This is a genomic window from Photorhabdus sp. RW14-46, assembly GCF_963887965.1.
Lineage (GTDB): Bacteria > Pseudomonadota > Gammaproteobacteria > Enterobacterales > Enterobacteriaceae > Photorhabdus > Photorhabdus laumondii.
In genome coordinates this window covers 198,671-218,667 of the sequence record NZ_CAWPHH010000001.1, presented here as the reverse complement: position 1 = coordinate 218,667, position 19,997 = coordinate 198,671, and the positions used below count along the sequence as shown (strand labels likewise).

Annotated in this window: 18 protein-coding genes; 13 read left to right on the top strand and 5 right to left on the bottom strand. The window is 41.4% G+C overall.

All coding sequences use genetic code 11. From position 1 onward, the window contains the following. Positions 1-962: 962 nt before the first annotated feature. The gene (locus tag AACQ38_RS00890; protein WP_165577198.1) at positions 963-4,112 is read right to left on the bottom strand and encodes an efflux RND transporter permease subunit; all 3,150 of its coding nucleotides are present in this window, start codon (positions 4,110-4,112) and stop codon (positions 963-965) included. 27 nt (positions 4,113-4,139) lie between these two features. Further along, a complete protein-coding gene (locus tag AACQ38_RS00885; protein ID WP_165577197.1) occupies positions 4,140-5,333 on the bottom strand; it encodes an efflux RND transporter periplasmic adaptor subunit in 1,194 nt (397 codons plus the stop codon). Between the two features lie 129 nt (positions 5,334-5,462). Between AACQ38_RS00885 and acrR the strand changes: the two genes are divergently transcribed. The 4 genes from acrR (at position 5,463) to AACQ38_RS00865 (ending at position 8,407) form a co-directional block, all read left to right on the top strand. Then, positions 5,463-6,104, top strand: coding sequence for a multidrug efflux transporter transcriptional repressor AcrR (gene acrR, locus AACQ38_RS00880; RefSeq protein WP_165577196.1), 642 nt, complete (start codon positions 5,463-5,465; stop codon positions 6,102-6,104). A gap of 413 nt (positions 6,105-6,517) precedes the next feature. Next, positions 6,518-7,192: an energy-coupling factor ABC transporter ATP-binding protein gene (locus tag AACQ38_RS00875; protein ID WP_011147988.1), complete on the top strand. Its 675-nt coding sequence runs from the start codon at positions 6,518-6,520 to the stop codon at positions 7,190-7,192. After that, positions 7,189-7,818, top strand: coding sequence for an energy-coupling factor transporter transmembrane component T family protein (locus AACQ38_RS00870; RefSeq protein WP_165577195.1), 630 nt, complete (start codon positions 7,189-7,191; stop codon positions 7,816-7,818). Before AACQ38_RS00875 ends, AACQ38_RS00870 begins: the two co-directional genes overlap by 4 nt. A gap of 40 nt (positions 7,819-7,858) precedes the next feature. Further along, complete coding sequence (locus tag AACQ38_RS00865) at positions 7,859-8,407, top strand: biotin transporter BioY (RefSeq protein WP_011147986.1); 549 nt, start codon at positions 7,859-7,861, stop codon at positions 8,405-8,407. A 131-nt stretch (positions 8,408-8,538) separates the two neighbouring features. On the opposite strand, the gene AACQ38_RS00860 is transcribed toward AACQ38_RS00865, so the two are convergent. Further along, positions 8,539-9,303 (bottom strand): 2OG-Fe(II)-dependent halogenase WelO5 family protein, encoded by a 765-nt coding sequence (locus AACQ38_RS00860; RefSeq protein WP_165577194.1) that lies wholly within the window; start codon positions 9,301-9,303, stop codon positions 8,539-8,541. A gap of 122 nt (positions 9,304-9,425) precedes the next feature. On the opposite strand from AACQ38_RS00860, the gene AACQ38_RS00855 reads away from it, so the two are divergent. Beyond that, positions 9,426-9,863 (top strand): DUF1284 domain-containing protein, encoded by a 438-nt coding sequence (locus tag AACQ38_RS00855; protein WP_109791804.1) that lies wholly within the window; start codon positions 9,426-9,428, stop codon positions 9,861-9,863. Positions 9,864-9,991: 128 nt separating this feature from the next. On the opposite strand, the gene rsmS is transcribed toward AACQ38_RS00855, so the two are convergent. Then, complete coding sequence (rsmS, locus tag AACQ38_RS00850; protein ID WP_011147983.1) at positions 9,992-10,159, bottom strand: pleiotropic regulatory protein RsmS; 168 nt, start codon at positions 10,157-10,159, stop codon at positions 9,992-9,994. 22 nt (positions 10,160-10,181) lie between these two features. Beyond that, complete coding sequence (gene priC, locus AACQ38_RS00845) at positions 10,182-10,724, bottom strand: primosomal replication protein PriC (protein ID WP_011147982.1); 543 nt, start codon at positions 10,722-10,724, stop codon at positions 10,182-10,184. Between the two features lie 143 nt (positions 10,725-10,867). Between priC and apt the strand changes: the two genes are divergently transcribed. The 8 genes from apt (at position 10,868) to wzz(fepE) (ending at position 19,902) form a co-directional block, all read left to right on the top strand. Further along, a complete protein-coding gene (apt, locus tag AACQ38_RS00840; protein ID WP_011147981.1) occupies positions 10,868-11,419 on the top strand; it encodes an adenine phosphoribosyltransferase in 552 nt (183 codons plus the stop codon). 96 nt (positions 11,420-11,515) lie between these two features. After that, positions 11,516-13,492 (top strand): DNA polymerase III subunit gamma/tau, encoded by a 1,977-nt coding sequence (gene dnaX, locus AACQ38_RS00835; RefSeq protein WP_165577193.1) that lies wholly within the window; start codon positions 11,516-11,518, stop codon positions 13,490-13,492. A gap of 56 nt (positions 13,493-13,548) precedes the next feature. Beyond that, positions 13,549-13,878, top strand: a complete 330-nt coding sequence (locus tag AACQ38_RS00830; protein ID WP_011147979.1) for a YbaB/EbfC family nucleoid-associated protein — start codon at positions 13,549-13,551, stop codon at positions 13,876-13,878. Beyond that, positions 13,878-14,483 (top strand): recombination mediator RecR, encoded by a 606-nt coding sequence (gene recR / locus AACQ38_RS00825; RefSeq protein WP_165577192.1) that lies wholly within the window; start codon positions 13,878-13,880, stop codon positions 14,481-14,483. Before AACQ38_RS00830 ends, recR begins: the two co-directional genes overlap by 1 nt. Before the next feature lie 257 nt (positions 14,484-14,740). Beyond that, entirely contained in the window at positions 14,741-16,633 is a 1,893-nt protein-coding gene (htpG, locus tag AACQ38_RS00820; RefSeq protein ID WP_207631755.1) for a molecular chaperone HtpG, read from the top strand. A gap of 183 nt (positions 16,634-16,816) precedes the next feature. Continuing rightward, positions 16,817-17,461 (top strand): adenylate kinase, encoded by a 645-nt coding sequence (gene adk / locus AACQ38_RS00815; RefSeq protein ID WP_011147975.1) that lies wholly within the window; start codon positions 16,817-16,819, stop codon positions 17,459-17,461. A gap of 176 nt (positions 17,462-17,637) precedes the next feature. Further along, a complete protein-coding gene (gene hemH, locus AACQ38_RS00810) occupies positions 17,638-18,615 on the top strand; it encodes a ferrochelatase (protein WP_011147974.1) in 978 nt (325 codons plus the stop codon). 183 nt (positions 18,616-18,798) lie between these two features. Beyond that, on the top strand, positions 18,799-19,902 hold the full coding sequence (gene wzz(fepE), locus AACQ38_RS00805; RefSeq protein WP_011147973.1) for an LPS O-antigen length regulator Wzz(fepE): 1,104 nt from the start codon (positions 18,799-18,801) through the stop codon (positions 19,900-19,902). Positions 19,903-19,997 lie beyond the last annotated feature (95 nt).

The window sequence follows — 19,997 nt, the reverse complement described above, 5'->3', positions numbered from 1 at the left end:
ACGCTGGTTAAGCGTTCATTAGTTTTTTTACCATTCCATAAGTTTAGAAACGCTAATCTTAATTTGTTTCTAAACAAAGTATAACTATATGTATTATCAATACATTTATCAATTCAAGTGAGAAGGCTGAAATCATCAGAATATTTTATTTTAAAGTACCAAACGAAAGTTGATATGTATTCAATCTATTTGTTTAGCTTTAAATTATCCTGAGATGTAGAAGCCATTTTTACAACCAGTCTCATCTCTGTGTACTCTACACTAGAAGTACTTCTCGCCTTAGATTTTCACATAAGCATTCTAATTCATCAATGTTATGTCATCTTGAGTGAATATTCATCCATGCTATGTTGATCTTGCTGTATATGCCATTACTTAATTTTTTTGAGTTAAACACTAAGCATATACACGTAAAATAAAATTTTTTTCAAGAGATTATTATTATGTATCTATAATCGTTCTTTGGGATTATTTATCTTTTCTACAGATGGCTCTGATTCGCTTCTAGTAAACCAGAATCAGCTCTTAACAAAAATTCATACCTTAACTCAATAAACTATAAATAGCGGCTAGTATGTGTGAGTGAATATGTAGATTTATATAAAACAGTATTACCCTCAGATACCAGTAACGGCAGATTATAGCCTGATGGCTACAATAATCAATGAATATAACATCATTATTACATAAGTCACTATGTGCTGGTATTGTTTTTTGTCATTTAGTGTAAAAAAAGATAAAGTAATTTTTGTCCGACAAATTTTATATTAATTTTATTAAAGTCACTAATGCTTGGATTTTTAAAGCTATTTTATACTCATAAGTGGTGATTATAATTAAATTTAAACGAAATTACTTAAATATTAAGCGGATAGATTAATGTTCAGAATCTTATCAGATGGAAGCAACGATTATATTTAAGAAGGCCGATTTGACGGCCTTCTGGTTATTGTTGGTAGCATTTAGTGAGATTCTGATGCGGGTTCAATCTCCTCAGCTTTCTTACTGAAACGTCGTCTTATAACCACAAAGAATACCGGCACGAAAAAGATGGCTAGCGAGGTTGCTGCAATCATTCCGCCTAATACCCCAGTACCCACTGCGTTTTGAGAGCCGGATCCTGCACCATTACTCAGTACTAGGGGGATAACACCTAACATAAATGCTAGTGATGTCATTAGGATTGGGCGAAGACGCATTCTTACCGCATCTAGCGTAGCTTCTATCAACCCCTTGCCCTCTTTTTCCATCAGGTCCTTGGCGAATTCAACGATGAGTATCGCGTTCTTAGCTGACAAACCGATAGTGGTCAACAAGCCAACTTTAAAGTAAACATCGTTATCCAAGCCGCGGAATGTTGTTGCTAACAAGGCTCCAACGATACCTAATGGTACTACTAGCATAACTGAGAATGGAATTGACCAGCTTTCATACAGTGCAGCCAGACAGAGGAATACCACTATCAATGATAATGCATATAGAGCTGGGGCTTGATTACCAGACAAACGTTCCTGATAGGACATACCTGTCCAGTCGAAACCGATTCCATTTGGTAGCTTAGATGCCAGCTCTTCCATTAGGGCCATTGCATCACCGGTACTTTTACCCGGAGCGGCTTCACCCAGAATTTCCATTGATGGTAAGCCGTTGTAACGTTCCAGACGTGGTGAACCGTAGGTCCAGGGTTCTTTGGACGTGTCTGTAAAGGCAGAGAATGGAACCATTTCACCCTGTTTGTTACGGACATACAGCTTGTAGATGTCACTTGGCAACATACGATAAGGTGCTTCCGACTGAACGTAAACTTTTTTGACACGACCGCGATCAATAAAGTCGTTCACATAGTTACTACCAAACATCGTGCTGAGTGTTGAGTTAATATCAGCGATGGAAACACCGAGAGCTTCAGCTTTTTCCTGATCAATTCTGAGCCGATATTGAGGGGTATCTTCCTGACCATTAGGACGAACACCTACTAACATATCTGGATGCTGTTGTATCATGCCAAGTAATTGATTACGGGCTGCTGTCAGTTTGTCATGTCCAAGGTTTGCTTTATCAATTAATTCAAAATCAAAGCCAGTTGCTGAACCTAACTCTACAATTGCCGGGATGTTAAACGCAAAAACCATACCTTCTTTGATTGTCTGGAAGTGAGCACTAGCCCTGGCAACAATAGCAGGTACTTTGTTTTCAGCCCCCGGACGTTCACCCCAGTCTTTCAGGCTTATAAATCCCAACCCAGTGTTTTGACCTTGCCCACTAAAACCAAAGCCACTGACAGTAAATACAGAAACCACACGATCTTTTTCTTCTGTATTGAAGTAATCGCTTACTTTATCTAGAACTTTTTCTGTTTGTTCCTGTGTCGCCCCCGCAGGTAATTGAACCATTGTCAGCAATACTCCCTGATCTTCTTCAGGAAGAAAAGAGGATGGTAAACGTGTGAACATGACGGCCATACCTGCCACCAGGAATACATAAATTACCAGATAACGGCCTGTATTACGTAGAATGCGACCAATGCTGTCAGTATAGTGGTGGGTACTTTTGTCAAATATGCGGTTGAACCAGCCAAAGACGCCGGTCTGCTTACCATGGCTACCTTTGGCAATGGGTTTCAACATGGTAGCACATAGAGCTGGTGTCAGGATTAATGCTACCAGCACAGACAATACCATTGCAGATACGATAGTGATCGAGAATTGACGATAAATTGCACCGGTTGAACCGCCGAAGAAGGCCATTGGGATAAATACAGCAGACAGCACCATTGCAATACCAACTAAGGCGCTTTGGATTTGTCCCATTGATTTCTTGGTTGCTTCTTTTGGCGATAGACCTTCTTCCTGCATAACACGTTCAACATTTTCTACAACAACAATGGCATCGTCTACCAGTAAGCCAATGGCAAGAACCATAGCAAACATGGTTAATGTATTTATTGAATAGCCAAATGTAGCGAGTATTGCAAATGTTCCTAAGAGTACGACTGGGACTGCAATGGTTGGAATGAGTGTTGCGCGGAAATTTTGGAGAAATAGGTACATTACCACGAACACCAGCATAATTGCTTCAACCAGTGTTTTTACCACTTCGTTAATAGAGATTTTAACGAATGGTGTGGTGTCATATGGATAGACGATTTTCAGCCCGTGAGGGAAGAAAGGTTCCATATTTTTTAGCGCTTCTTTTACTGCTTTGGATGTATCCAAAGCGTTAGCGCCTGTCGCTAGTTTGACACCGATACCCGCAGCAGGTTTACCGTTATAGCGGGCAATGATGTTGTAGCTTTGTGCACCTAGTTCCACCTTTGCTACATCTTTTAGACGGACCTGAGAACCGTCGGTATTGACGCGCAAGAGAATATTACTGAACTCTTCCGGTGAAGTTAGACGTGTTTGAGCAATGATCGACGCATTCAGGCGTTGACCTGGAACCGGAGGGGTTCCCCCTAATTGACCGGCGGCTATTTGGTTATTTTGCGCTTTGATTGCATTTATTACATCCAAAGTCGTCATCTTGTAGTTAACGAGCTTGTCAGGATTTAACCAGATACGCATGGCATACTGGTTACCGAAAAGCATTGTATCACCTACACCGGTTACGCGACTTAAAGGGTCCTTGACAGTTGCACCAACGTAGTCAGAGATATCGTCCTGTGACATTGAACCATCTTCAGAGATGAATCCGGCAACCATCAAGAAAGAGGTCGTGGACTTATCTACACGTATACCTTGCTGTTGCACTTCTTGTGGTAACAGAGGCATAGCGAGTTGTAGCTTGTTTTGCACTTGTACCTGTGCAATATCGGGATCAGTACCGGCCTCAAAGGTTAGTGTGATATTCATGTTTCCAGCAGAATCACTGTCGGAAGACATATAAACCAGGTTATCGATACCATTCATGTTCTGTTCGATAACCTGAGTCACTGTGTTTTGTACAGTGGTGGCATCTGCGCCGGGATAAGTTGCAGAGATAGAAATCGCCGGTGGTGCAATAGTAGGATATTGCGCTACGGGTAATTTCATAATTGCCAACAGCCCAGCCAGCATGGTGATAATTGCGATTACCCATGCAAAGATTGGCCGATCTATAAAAAATTTAGGCATGAATCACTGACTCCTATGAATCCTAAATTAAGACTTTTTCGCAGGTTCAGCTTGGTTCGCAGCAGGTTTTGCATTTAAGTCCACTTCTTCTGCTTTAACCGGGATGCCGGGTTTAATTTTTTGCAAACCAGTAACGATGACCCGATCACCTGCTTTCAGACCGGAAGCTACTAGCCATTTATCACCAATAGCTTGGTTGGTAGTGATAACGCGCGGTTCGACTTTTTCGTCTGCACCAACCACCATGACAGTAGCTTCACCACGAGGTGTACGGGTAACTCCTTGCTGAGGAACCAGTATTGAATCCTGGCGAATACCTTCTTCCAGTTTTGCACGAACAAACATGCCTGGAAGTAGCTCTTCATTTGGGTTAGGGAATATTGCACGGATAGTGATAGAGCCTGTTGTTTCATCTACAGTAATATCAGAGAATTCTAAGTAACCTGTTTCACTGTAGTTTTTACCATTTTCCATGATTAGGTGAACTTTAGCCTTATTGTCCTCTTTCTGCACAATACCTTTAGCGATTTCATTTTTAAGACGCAGATAATCATCACTTGACTGAGTGACATCCACATAAATTGGATCCAGTTGTTGAACAGTTGTCAGTGCTGTTGGTTGACCAACAGAAACCAGAGCACCTTCAGTTATCGTAGATTTGCCGGAACGACCACTAATCGGCGCTGTAACTTTGGTATATGCCAAATTGATACGGTTGGTCTCTACGACCGCTTTTGCTGCCTGTACTATAGCATCCGCTTGTGCGTAGTCGGCGCTGGCTTTATCAAATTCCTGTTGACTAACATAGTTTGTACCTAACAGTGATTTATATCGGTTCGCTGTCAAGCGTGTGATCTCTGCATGAGCCTGAGCTTTTGCCAAATCAGCTTTAGCACTGTCATAGTCAGCCTGGTAAGTTGCTGGATCTATCTGATATAAAGAAGCGCCTGCTTTTACATCGCTACCTTCTTTATAATTTCGTTTCAGAATTATACCACTTACTTGTGGACGAACTTCTGCAATGCGGAAGGCTGATGTTCGGCCTGGAAGTTCCGTCGTGACCATCAGAGGTTCAGTTTTCAGCGTCACGATACCGACTTCAGGAGCCTGTTGGTTCCCAGCAACTTGCTGAGAGTCTTTGTCGTTACATCCTGAAAGAGCTAAGCTGCCTGAGAGTACCAGTACTGTAGCCAGAGGCAAAACTCCCCTGTTTATTCGCATAAGTAAACCTCAATATTTTTAGATGTTGACCCTTCAATCCGTAAAACCATTACTCCATTAATAACAGCATGCTATAATACAAACATACGTGAATGTATGTAAATCCATTTTAGGTTAAAAATAGAGTGTATGGCACGAAAAACTAAACAACAGGCTGAGGAGACCCGGCAACAGATTATAGACGCAGCTATAAAAGAGTTTTCTGAGCGCGGTGTCTCGGCTACTTCACTGACAGATATTGCCACAACGGCTGGGGTAACCCGTGGGGCAATTTACTGGCATTTTAAAAATAAAGTAGACCTGTTTTCCGAAGCCTGTAGAATAACAGATTCTAAGATTGACGAATTAGAAAAAGAGTATCAAGCAAAATATCCTAATAATCCACTCCTGATTTTAAGAACTTTAATCATCCATATCCTGACGTCGGTCGTTGATGATCCGAAAAACCGGCTATTAATGGAGATTTTTTTCCACAAATGTGAGTTTGTTGGTGAAATGTCTGCCTTGGTGGAAGTGCGTCAGGAACTGTGTGTTGCAGACTATGTTCGTATTGAAGAGTCTCTTTCTGGTTGTATTGCATTAGGCCAGCTTCCTTATAATCTTCATCTGCGGCGAGCGGCTATCATGTTAAGAGGATTGATAACGGGCTTGTTGGAAAATTGGTTATTTGCACCAGATAGTTTTGATATTCAGAAAGAAGCGGAGTCGTTAGTGGATAGTTTTATCGATATGCTTAAATATAGTGAGCATATGAAAATTGCTGAAAAATGAAGAACCAGAATAATAGAGGTGAATTCTATTTTGGTAATTGCTAACAATGTGGTTAATGGCCAAAAGTCATTATCTTATGCTTTTTGCTTATCTGCTGTTATATAAGGGATTAGACTGAGAAACTAAGCTGAAATTATTTCTAATATCAGATACTGCTGCCGGTTTTGTTAGAGAAGAGATCAAAGAAAGGCTATACCCTAAGGTAAATGTTGAAGATTCTGGTTGTGTAAAATGTACTGATTAAATTCGGCAAGTGTGGAGTAAGGGCTTGTAATATCAGTAAGTTGGAACTGATTGATAACGCTGAAATCAGTGTATTGATTGAATTTTCCCTACGGATTTTGCAGGTAGACACCGTGCTAAATGGGGGCAGTGTTAAGTTGCGGGCCACAATTGTTAAGGGATAACCATCTATGCTGGAAATACGAAATGTAACGTACGCCTATGGCGAGCGAGTGATATTGCAAGAATTAAATTTGCAGCTAAAGGAAAAACGCATTGCCATCATAGGTAGCAACGGTTGTGGTAAAAGTACATTTGCACGTCTTCTTAATGGATTATTGGTGCCGAAAAATGGTGATGTTTTGGTGGATGGTTTGAACACCAGAACGGAGGGTAAAGCGATCCGGCGTAAGGTTGGTTTCGTATTTCAGAATCCTGACAATCAGATCGTGTTTCCTGTTGTTGAAGAAGATTTGGCCTTTGGAATGAAAAATCTTGGTTTTTCCAAGGACACGATTCGACAAAGAACTCAAGAGGCGCTTTCACGCTATGATTTACTTCAATTTAGGGAGCATCCAGCCCATCTTTTAAGTGGTGGTCAGAAACAACTCCTTGCGATTTCCGGTGTTCTGGTGATGGAGCCCGATTACATTATTTTCGATGAGCCTACAACCTTGCTGGATTTACGAAACAAGCGCCGTGTTGCCGCAGCAATCGATAACTTATCTCAAACTGTAATTGTAGTGTCTCATGACCTTGATTTTTTGGCGGGATTTGATCGTGTTCTGGTTTTTGATGATGGTCGTGTCGTTGTTGATGACATACCCTCTATTGCTATTCCTGAATACGTAAGGATGATGTTATGAGCCTGTCTGGATATAATCCTGGTTCATCATTTGTGCATCGAGTGAGTCCTGGGTTTAAAATTATTTCTTTGCTCATTCTGGGAACATTGCTTTTCGTTGTTCCGCGTATCGATCTTTCTGCTGCGGCATTGGCGGGCATCGTACTTTTATACTTGTTAGCCAAAATCTCATTAAAAACGGCTTGGATGCAATTACGGCCGGCGTTATGGATCTTCGTGCTTATTTTTATAGTCCAATTGTTTCTACACCACTGGACCACAGGTGTACTTGTAATAGTTCGTCTTATCTCTCTTTTATTGTTGGCCTCGCTGGTCACTCTCACTACTCGTTCTTCTGATATGATCGACGCGTTGGAAAAGGGGCTTGGGTGGCTGTATTATTTTGGTATCAATCCTGGAAAGGTGAGCTTGGCTTTATCGCTTGCTTTGCGGTTTATCCCTGTTCTGGCGTCAATTACAGAAGAAGTACGGGAGGCGCAGAAAGCAAGAGGTCTTGATAAGAGTGTCATTGCAATTGCAGTTCCTGTTATTGTGCGGATGCTCAAAATGGCAGACGATATTTCTGCCGCGATTGAAGCGAGGTCTTATGATCCAGAATTTGACAAAAGTAAATCAAGCAGCAAGTAAAACAGAGGCTGTGGTTTTATTGAAAAGAGAGGGGGATTAAATGTCTACCAAAGATATTGTTTATATAGCACTATTTGCCTCTTTAACCGTAGCACTGGGTTTATTTCCGCCACTGACACTTCCCGTTGTGGGCGTTCCGATAACAGCGCAGTCAATGGGAGCAATGCTTGCTGGTGCCATTATTGGTGCGAAACGGGGTGGATTGGCATTGTTGCTCTTTTGTGTGTTTGTTTCCGTTGGATTACCGGTAATGTCTGGAGGGCGGGGAGGATTGAGTGTATTTCTCAGTCCAAGTGGTGGTTTTATTTTGGCATGGCCGATTGCCGCTTTTGTTATCGGTTATTTGTATGAGAAAAATCTTGCAAAACTGAATACCTTTAAAGAAGCTGTATTTCTTGTCTTTGGCGGAATTATGGTTGTTTATGTAATCGGTATCCCGTGGATTGCCGTATTTGCTAATATCAGCACTTGGCAAGCAGCCGTAGGTTCAATTGGGTTCATACCGGGAGATATTATCAAAATCGTACTGGTTATTTTGATTGCGAAAACGGTTCGTCGGGCTTACCCCACTCTTGAACCGCGTTCTTAAGCGTCATTGTGCCTATTGTGACGTTTCTCCTGAGATAATTGTTACAATAAATACAATGATGGTAGAGAATGATGGTAGAGTAAGAAAAAGCAATCTTAATATTCAGGTCCCAAATGTTTCGCTGAGATGTATTACGACCATAAAATCAGCTTCTTCTCATTTAATACACCGATGAAGGAGCCTGTTGCAATGCGATTGCCACTTGCAGGCAGGACAATATGAGGGTTAGTTGTGTTGAAAATAACGACTGAACCAACTTGAGGTCGAAAAGTGAAAGATTCGCAATCAACTAATAGAGAACTGTCATACGGCTTGTATGTTTTATCAACCACAGTACTCTTGAATGGTTGATTATAGATCACGGTTTCTCCTCCCTGAGAGGGAGATAAAATATAGAGGTTCCAAGCAAGCTGAGTCGATATATCTCCGATGGTTAAATTCCCTTTCGCAAAAGTGGGTGCGTAATCTACATGTAGATCTGAGCCACCGGAGATAATTCGGACGATACCGGCAAAATAGGGACCGAACCCCGGCTCTTCTGCGACTGAAATGCTGAAATTTGTATCGTGATTGGTGTATCGCATGAACCGATCAACTGGATCAAAAGCTTGATTGATAATTTGGATGCGATCTTGTTCAGCTACGCTAACTTGAGAAAAATATTGCTCTTTTGGTCGATCACGATAATGAGCGAGTGTATTTCCCAAATAAAACCCCGGCCTTCCGAATTCATAGGGTTTTGCCTTTATGCTCAGGATTGCAGACGAAAGTTGTTCTGTTTCTTCTGTCGTTGCAAAATCATCTATCATCGCAGCTGGAATCTTGTTGTCTATGATTGCCTGCAAGCTTTCTGATGATAATTTGACAAGCTCGTTTGATACCCACCGTGACGACATAATAGTCGACTCCTAGCCGATTTTCTTTATATTAGAAAAATTGATCTATTGATGGTCAGTATTAATCATATAGCATTGGTTGTATAAAAATGCAACATTTGATCACATTCAGGAACGCAACAATGACAATATCTCTGAGAGGTCATCACCTTTTGTGTATTCTTACCTACGCTGGCAACGGATATTCCACTGGTTTTGTTGAAAATTACAATAGGATTATTCCTCGAATTCGGGACGAGGATATCTTGATTGTGGCAGGGCCGGATGACATATGTATTCCTTTGCTTGGAGAAGACAAACCTCATTGCTTTGGCGAGAGTGTCATTGTCCGGGATAGTCGAGCTTTGGACGCTGTTGGTTCTCTTATGGGCCGATCAATTGATATAGGTCATACGTTGAGGCTTGATGAGACCTATTTAAAACAGGCGCGATGGGCTTTCAATCGTGGGATCATAAGATCTGCTTGTATAGGCTGTGAATGGGAATCGCTTTGCACTCGAATTGCTGCGGATGATTATTCTTCAACGCTTCTTAAACGAAATAGTGGAAAGAGTGAATGACGATATAAAGCCGTTTGAAATTTAGCAAAGGCTGATATTGATATGAATGTATGATCACATACTTAAGACAAATGAGAATCTTTTATAGTATCGATCAAGATATCTATTAAGGTGTTGAAGTAAATCGCTCAATACTCCTTTGCCGACGGTGATTGCTTCGCTAATTTTGCTTGATAATCGTGTTTGACTATTTCCAGTGCGGCGAGTGCGATTTCAGGAGTGATTTCATTGCATTCCAGTAAATAGATCAGATCAACAGCAAGTTGAACTTCGGGTGGTGCATGTTCGACGGACATAAAACATTCCTCATCTGAATCGTTAGTCCATGTTCTCTTTGTATTCGATTGATTTTTCAATACGCATCAGAGATTGACGGCAACGTGCTAGTCTTCCGGCTAATGCCGCGATTTCTTTCTGTATTTTTTGTTGATGACTAAGTGTAGTTTGTTGATTCAATTTTAGCTCTCTATCATTGATCATTGCGAGCAGGCGGCGTTCATAATCCTGATGTTCAGCCAGTTTGTGATACAGGTCAGTAGCTTGTTGTTTATGCTCAAATCGGCTCTCTTTTTTTCTCAATGACTGGGTAGACAATTCACGCCTTAATGCTTCTATTTGGGCAACTAAGCGTTCAGTCAGAAATGCGACCTGTTCGGTTCGGTGATCTTGAACACACTCTTTGAGTTGTTCCATGTTGTGCCTGACTTCTTGTAGATAACCACGGAGTTTATCGCTGTGTCGGTTAAATAAAGCCTGATCAAACCGGGCAGTAGAGAATGGTGTGTCTGCTAATGGTGCTATCTCTTCCGCCAGTATATCGACCTGTTTTTCGAGTAAATTTAATAACGGCTGCGTATTCATTTATACCTTAAAATGGTTATGCCTTGCGAAGCGGAATTAATCTGGGACGACAAAAAGTAGGCTGGTGCGTGTTCATTAGTTGCTTTTTTCTATCAGTTTGAATAGATTTTAGCACCTTCGTGTTCTACTCATTGGCACCGATTATGACCGCAAATGCGCAGCAACTGCAATTTATTAAAGACAGTATTGAAACTATTCCTGATTATCCAAAACCGGGGGTTCTTTTTCGTGATATTACCACTTTACTGGATAACCCTCTTGCCTACCAGGCAACAATTGATCTTCTGGTAGAGCGATATCAGGGCAAAGGCATCACAAAAATAGTTGGCACTGAAGCTCGCGGTTTTCTGTTTGGAGCCCCGGTTGCATTACGCCTTGGTGTTGGTTTTATTCCTGTTCGTAAAGCGGGCAAACTACCTCGGGAAACATTGAGTGAAACGTACAATCTGGAGTATGGCACTGATACGTTGGAAATGCATAAGGATAGCGTAAGAGAAAACGATAAGGTGCTGGTTATTGATGATTTGCTGGCAACGGGTGGTACGGTTGAAGCCACTGTTCGTTTAATCCGTCGTTTAGGTGGTGAGGTTTCTGAAGCGGCTTTTATTATTGGTTTGCTTGGCTTAGGTGGTGTTGAGCGTCTGCAAAGACAAGGTGTAAGTAGTTTTACTCTACTTGAATTCCCAGATCATTAATCTGCTTATTTTCGTATTACTAACATATCGGCCTCGCTGTCTATAGTGAGGCTGTGTTAGCATGGTGCTCAACTGTATTCGATTTTCCCGGTATCAATGAGCTATCAGGTACTTGCCCGTAAGTGGCGCCCACAAATATTTTCTGATGTAATTGGTCAGGAATATATCCTGACCGCGTTAGCTAATGGTCTTGCCCATGGCCGGCTTCATCACGCCTATTTATTTTCTGGCACGAGAGGTGTCGGGAAAACAACGATCGCCCGTTTGTTTGCTAAGGGGCTAAATTGTGAAATAGGTATTACTGATAAGCCTTGTGGTAAATGTGTTAATTGCCTTGAAATTGAACAGGGGCGATTTGTCGATTTAATTGAAATTGATGCGGCTTCCCGTACTAAAGTTGAAGATACGCGTGAATTGCTAGATAACGTGCAATATGCTCCGGCTCGTGGGCGTTTTAAAGTCTACTTGATTGATGAAGTACATATGCTTTCTCGCCACAGTTTCAATGCATTATTGAAAACGTTGGAGGAGCCACCTGAGCATGTGAAATTTCTACTAGCAACGACTGATCCGCAAAAATTGCCAGTGACTATTCTTTCCCGTTGTTTGCAATTCCATCTCAAATCGTTGGATATAGGTCAAATAAGCGATCAGCTTGAGCGTATTCTTAAAGCTGAACATATAGAGAGCGATAACCGCGCTCGTCAACTATTGGCTCGTGCTGCTGATGGTAGCATGCGTGATGCTTTGAGTCTGACCGATCAGGCTATTGCTATCGGACAAGGCTTGGTGACAACTGAAATAGTCAGCTTGATGCTAGGAACGTTAGATGATGAACAGCCATTATCAATCATTGAAGCATTGATTCGAGCTGACGGTCAGCAGGTTATGGCATTGGTGGAACAAGTCGCTTCACGGGGGGCTGATTGGGAGGATTTGCTCGTAGAAATTCTTGCATTGCTGCATCGTATTGCAATGCTCCAATTGTTACCTTCTCAGCCAGAGAGCGATTCTTCATCAATTGAAGGCCGTTTGCGGATAGTGGCAAAAGCTGTTTCACCGGAAGATTTGCAACTTTATTATCAAACTTTGCTGATTGGTCGTAGGGACTTGCCGTATGCACCGGAACGCAGGATGGGTGTTGAAATGGCTCTGTTCAGAGCTTTGGCATTTCATCCGAAAACAGTTATTGAAGAGGTTGCGGCACCGGTGGTACATCCTGCGGTTATACCATCAGTTACAGCACAGCCGAAACATAGTGCTCAGGGAGATGTGCCACCTGCTAATGATATTAATGAACCGGCACCATTGGATAGAGCTTCTCAGTCGGAACCCCAGATACCTCAGGCGCTTGCATCAAGCCCAACCGCGCAGTTGCTGAAAGCAAGGAATGTGTTATCCCGACAGCAAGAGCAAACGCCAACAAAAAAGCCTGAATCGGCTATGCCTGTTAAGATGAAGTCAGCAACTTCAGCATTGGAACGGCTTGCCGCAGTGTCAGGACAGCGACCTCAGTCATCAATAGATAAAAAACAGGAAAACAAACCTGAGAAAAAAGAAGCTTACCGTTGGCGTGCCAAGAATATTGAGGAGAAAACAGAAACTCATGTGGCCACACCAAAGGCTTTAAGAACAGCTTTGGAACATGAAAAAACACCAGAGCTGGCAGAGAAATTAACGGAAGAATCTAAACAGAGAGATGCATGGGCCGCAGAAGTTGGTAAACTTAAAATTCCTAAACTGGTGCAGCAATTGGCATTAAATGCATTCAAAGAGCAGATTAGCGCAAATAATATCCGTTTACACTTGCGTTCGAGCCAGCGCCACCTTAATTCTGCTTTCGCACAAAAGTCATTAGCGGGGGCTTTAAGTGAGTTGTACGGCGTAACGGTTGAATTCAGTATTATTGAAGATGATAATCCTGCGGAGAAAACTCCGCTGGAGTGGCGACAAGCCATTTATGAAGAGAAATTGGCACAAGCTCGCCAATCAATTATTGCGGATAAAACTATTCAAACATTGCGGCAGGTATTTGATGCTGAATTGGATGAAGAGAGTATCCGACCGGTTTAACCATGCTGCAATCTGTACCTTGTTGTACGATGTAGCCATAGCGAAGAGAGAAATCTATGTTTGGTAAAGGTGGTTTGGGCAATTTGATGAAACAGGCCCAGCAAATGCAGGACAAAATGCAGAAAATGCAAGAAGAGATCGCCAGTCTGGAAGTGACGGGGGAATCGGGAGCAGGTCTGGTTAAAGTGACTATCAATGGTGCTCATAATTGCCGTCGTGTTGAGATCGATCCAAGTCTGATGGAAGATGACAAAGAGATGTTGGAAGACCTGATTGCTGCCGCATTCAATGACGCAGCCCGTCGTATTGAAGAGACTCAGAAAGAGAAAATGGCAGGCATTTCCAGTGGTATGCAATTGCCACCAGGCTTTAAGATGCCATTCTGATGCAAACCAGTCCTCTCCTTGAATCCTTGATGGAAGCATTACGCTGTTTACCAGGGGTTGGCCCTAAGTCTGCACAGCGGATGGCTTTTCATCTGCTACAGCGTAATCGCAGTGGTGGAATGCGTTTGGCACAGGCATTGACCAGAGCAATGTCAGAAATTGGACACTGCAAATATTGCCGGACTTTTACCGAACAAGAACAGTGCACAATTTGTGCTAATCCACGCCGTCAACAAAATGGTCAAATCTGTGTGGTTGAAAGCCCTGCGGATATTCATGCTATTGAACAAACCGGGCAGTTTGCCGGGCGTTACTTTGTATTGATGGGGCATTTATCCCCATTAGATGGCATTGGTCCAATGGATATTGGTTTAGATCGTCTTGAGGATCGTCTCTCCACTGAGGAGATTTCCGAGGTGATTCTGGCGACTAATCCGACAGTGGAGGGAGAGGCCACTGCCAATTATATCGCAGAGATATGCGTTCAGTATGGTGTAACAGCAAGCCGTATTGCTCATGGTGTGCCGGTTGGTGGTGAACTTGAGATGGTAGATGGTACGACATTGTCCCATTCACTTGCTGGTCGGCAGAAGATTACTTATTGATTTTACGTTAATGTTTTACGGTTTTATTTAGGTTGGAAAGGAATGGTGTTGTAACCCTGTGTAAATCAAATCGTAAAGACTTTGAGGCGCTACATGTATGTGGCGCGTGTCTCTTAGTCCATTTTGCTATGATCAAAAGTGACTTCATAATTCTTTTGGATAATCAAACTTGAAATTCAACTTATTTATCCCCATCTGCATATTATCGTCTGATTTTGTCTGTCTGAACTGGATTTAGATTGAGGTAATAAATGAGTATGAAAGGTCAGGAAACCCGTGGATTTCAATCTGAAGTAAAACAACTTCTGCAATTAATGATCCATTCACTCTATTCCAATAAAGAGATTTTCCTTCGTGAGCTAATCTCAAACGCTTCCGATGCTGCTGACAAATTACGTTTCCGCGCATTATCTGTTCCAAAACTTTATGAAAATGATGGTGAACTACGCGTTCGTCTTTCTTTTGATAAAGAAAAGAGATGCATCACGATTAGTGATAATGGCATTGGTATGACTCGTGATGAAGTCATCGATAATCTTGGAACAATCGCTAAATCAGGAACAAAAGCTTTTCTGGAATCTATTGGTTCAGATCAGGCTAAAGACAGCCAGTTAATTGGTCAGTTTGGTGTTGGGTTTTACTCTGCATTTATTGTGTCTGATAAAGTCACTGTACGTACTCGTGCTGCCGGCGCTTCAATTGATCAGGGCGTATTTTGGGAATCTGCTGGTGAAGGTGATTACACGATTGCCGATATTGAAAAAGAAACCCGTGGTACAGAGATCACCCTTCATTTACGTGAAGGAGAAGATGAATTCCTGAATGACTGGCGTTTGCGTTCTGTTATCAGTAAATACTCTGACCATATTGCCTTGCCGGTTGAAATTGAAACCAAAAATAAGAGCGAAGAAGAAGGTGAAGAGGATACAGTAACTTGGGAGAAGATTAATAAAGCCCAAGCTTTGTGGACTCGTGGTAAATCTGAAATTACAGATGAAGAGTACAAAGAGTTCTATAAACATATTTCTCATGATTTTACTGATCCGCTGATCTGGAGCCATAACCGCGTAGAAGGTAAGCAGGAATATACTAGCATGCTCTATATTCCATCTCAGGCTCCGTGGGATATGTGGAACCGTGAGCATAAGCACGGGTTGAAATTGTATGTCCAGCGTGTGTTTATTATGGATGATGCGGAACAGTTTATGCCGAACTATTTACGCTTTGTCCGTGGCTTGATTGACTCCAACGACTTGCCGCTGAACGTTTCCCGTGAAATTTTACAAGATAACTCTATTACCCGTAATTTACGTAATGCATTGACCAAACGTGCATTACAGATGCTGGATAAACTGGCGAAAGATGATGCAGAAAAGTACCAGCAATTCTGGCAACAGTTTGGTCTGGTCATGAAAGAAGGTCCGGCAGAGGATAGCACCAACAAAGAAGCTATCGCTAAATTGCTACGTTTTGCTTCTACTCATAATGACAGCTCGGCACAAACCGTTTCTCTGGAAGAGTATGTTAGTAGGATGACGGAAGGTCAGGATAAGATTTACTACATCACCGCAGACAGTTATGCTGCGGCGAAAAACAGTCCTCATCTGGAGTTGTTCCGTAAGAAAGGTATTGAAGTTCTGTTACTGTCAGAGCGCATTGATGAATGGATGATGGGATACCTCACTGATTTTGATGGTAAAAAATTCCAATCAGTCAGTAAAGCTGATGAATCCCTGGATAAACTGGCAGATGAAAACAAAGCCGAACAGGAAGAAATTGAAAAGCAGCTGGAGCCGTTTGTTGAGCGTGTAAAAACATTGCTTGGTGATCGCGTAAAAGAGGTTAAATTGACTCACCGTCTGACTGATACTCCAGCAATTGTCACAACAAATGTGGATGAAATGAGCACGCAGATGGCGAAATTGTTTGCTGCGGCTGGTCAACAGGTGCCGGACGTTAAGTACAATTTTGAACTGAATCCTGATCATCAGTTGGTAAAACTGGCTGCTGATATCAGTGATGAAGTTCAATTCGCGGATTGGATTGAACTGTTGCTTGAGCAGGCATTGTTTGCTGAGCGTGGCACGTTGGAAGACCCAAATCAGTTTATTCGCCGTATGAATCAGCTATTGTTGTCTGAGAAAGCTTGATTTAATCATTTTTTTGGTGACGATTAGAAACCACGCCTCTGATAATGAGATGGGGCGTGGTTTATTTTTACAGAAAAATATCACGAAATCGTTTACCTGTTTCCTTGAGCGAACCCCATGCTAAATGGTATGGTGACTCGTTTTCTCAAAATATAAAAACTAACTAGCAAGGGGATTTACGCAATGCGTATCATTCTGCTGGGCGCTCCGGGCGCCGGTAAAGGGACTCAGGCGCAATTTATCGTGGAGAAATATGGGATCCCTCAAATTTCTACTGGCGATATGTTGCGTTCTGCGGTTAAGGCTGGCACAGAATTGGGTTTAAAAGCAAAAGCGCTGATGGATCATGGTAAGCTGGTTACTGATGAACTGGTTATTGCTTTGGTCAAAGAGCGCATCAAACAAGATGACTGCCGCAATGGTTTCTTGTTGGATGGGTTCCCCCGTACTATTCCCCAAGCTGATGCGATGAAAGAAGCGGGCATTAATGTTGATTATGTTCTGGAATTCGATGTTCCCGATGAACTGATTATTGAACGTATCATTGGGCGCCGTATACATGCGCCATCCGGCCGTGTTTATCACATCAAATTTAATCCACCGGTAGTGGAAAACAAGGATGATGTTACAGGTGAAGAGCTGACAGTTCGTAAAGACGATCACGAAGATATCGTGCGTAAACGTTTAGTTGAATACCATCAGCAGACAGCACCTTTAGTATCCTACTATCAAAAAGAAGCAGAAGCAGATTATACCAAATATTTTGGAATTGATGGTACTCGTAAGGTATCTGAGATTAGTGAAGAATTATCTAAAATTTTGGATTAATCAGCCTGAGTGATTCTTATAAGGCGACTAATAAGTCGCCTTATCCTATATTATTTATTTACTGTATCAGGTAAATTAATCGATTTTTCCTCATTGTTTTCGTAGATAAACATGATTTTCATCTGTATTTTATTATGTTAGGGTTTTCACTAGCGAAATAATGAAGGATCGACATAATGAACAACGGTAAATTTGGTGTTTTATTAGTTAATCTTGGCACTCCTGATAAACCGACAACTGCGGCTATAAGACGTTATTTAGCTGAGTTTCTTAGCGATAAAAGAGTCATAGATTTATCTCGATTTATCTGGAAGCCAATATTATATGGTTTTGTTTTGCCTTTCCGCTCTTCACGTGTAGCAAAGTTATACCAGAAAATTTGGACTGATGAAGGTTCTCCTCTGTTAGTATATGGCCGTCGGCAACAGAAATTACTGGCAGAAAGACTTGCTGGCATCCCTGTTGAACTGGGAATGAATTACGGTTCTCCATCTCTTGAACAAGCGATTGACAACTTACTTAAGCAGAATGTTGAGCAGCTGATTGTTTTACCACTTTATCCCCAATATTCTGGTTCCTCATCTGCGGCTGTATTTGATGGTGTCAGTCTGGTATTGCAAAAATACCGCACTATTCCTGGGATGCACTTTATTCGTAGTTATGCTGATCATCCGGCTTATATTTCTGCACTGAAAGAAACTATTGAGCAGAGTTTCGATAAGCATGGTCAACCAGACAGATTATTGCTTTCCTATCATGGCATTCCGCAGCGTTTTGTTGATACGGGTGATATTTATGCTGAGCAGTGTAAGTTAACAACACGATTGCTAAAGCAAGCAATTAATTATCCGACAGAGCAGGTAATGATGGCTTATCAATCACGTTTTGGCCGTGAGCAATGGCTGACACCATACGTAGATCAAACGATGAAAACGCTACCTAATCAGGGAATAAAACATATTCAGGTACTTTGCCCTGGTTTTTCGTCTGATTGTCTGGAAACGCTGGAAGAGATAAAACAGCTAAATAAAGAGATGTTTCTTAATGCTGGTGGGGAAAAATTTGAATATATTCCGGCGCTTAACGACAATGCTAGTCATATTTTACTACTTGAAGAGTTGGTCAACGGGTTTGTCAGAAATAGGGATGAATAGTGATAGGATTAATCTATCATTAGGGTTCATTGGCTTTTTAAGGTATATTGCTACACGGATGCTAGCCTAGTGGAACTGCCATACTTGTTTCAGAGTAAATGGGAATTAACCTATAGGCTCGCTCAGTGGGATGATGTTTTGTATATCAATTAGTAACAGCATATTTGGATTTGGATATAAATAATGAGTAATAAACCGATTAAAGGCACTAATTTCAGTGAAGAATATTTTAATTATTACAATTCAAAACAAGATGATGAAATTGATTTGTTTGAGTTATTCTCTGTTTTATTTCAATCAAAGTTATTGATTATTACTGTTACCATCCTTTTTGCTGTTATTGGCTTTGTAGCAGCATCTTTGATGCCACAAAAGTGGAGCAGTTCGGCTTCTATTGTTAAGCCTCAACTTGAAGAAATACAACCACTTAAAGATATCCTGACTAAGTTAGAGGTTTTAAATCTACAACCATCAGTAACTTCATCATCACTGTATAATAATTTTTTAAATAATTTTAATTCACGGGTTTTGCGTGAAGAATATCTGGTTAATACAGAATATTTTAAAAATCTGGTGGCTGAATCAGGTGATCATTCACCACTTGTAAAAAGAAAACTTATTGAAAAGATTGTGAATGATAATATTTCATCTTCTTCAAAAGCGGAAAAAGATGATGAAAATGGTGAAACTAAATTGACTTTCAGTGCTGGAACCGCAGAAGATGCATATAATCTGTTAAATGGCTATATTGACTATGTGTCGTCTGTTGTCCATGAACAGGTGAAGAGTGAATTAAGTGATATGGTAAAACAAAAGCTTAATTACTCTGAAGGTTTGTATAGCGTTGATTTAAACCGTGTGAATAATATACAGGAAGCTAATGTTGAGCGATTGAAACATGCATTATCTATCGCTAATTCGGCAGGAATTAAAAAGCCTATTTCCAGTGAAGGGGCAATGATCAAAGACGATCCAGATTATTCCATTGCTTTGGGGGCTGATGCATTACAACGTAAGTTGCAGATTACAGAGGAGATAAAAGATCCCACTTTGATTGATGCTGACTTACGTAACCGTTTGTTCTATATAAAAGAGCTGAAAGCACTTAAAGTAGATAAAGTTAACTTCCAACCATTTAGATATATGCAGGCTCCTTATGAGCCGACAGCGAAAGATTCACCGAAGCGTCTACTTATCTTAATAGGCAGTGCTTTCCTTGGGCTGATCTTGGCTGTGGTGTCTGTTCTAATTCGTCATATGGTACGTAGTCGTCAGCAAGCGGCTTAAGTTTTCCTTGGCAGTAAATGTCGTAGTGACATTTGCTGCCTGTCCGTTTTTATTGTGCTAATATGCTGCACCTTTTGGCGTTATAGCATCAATCA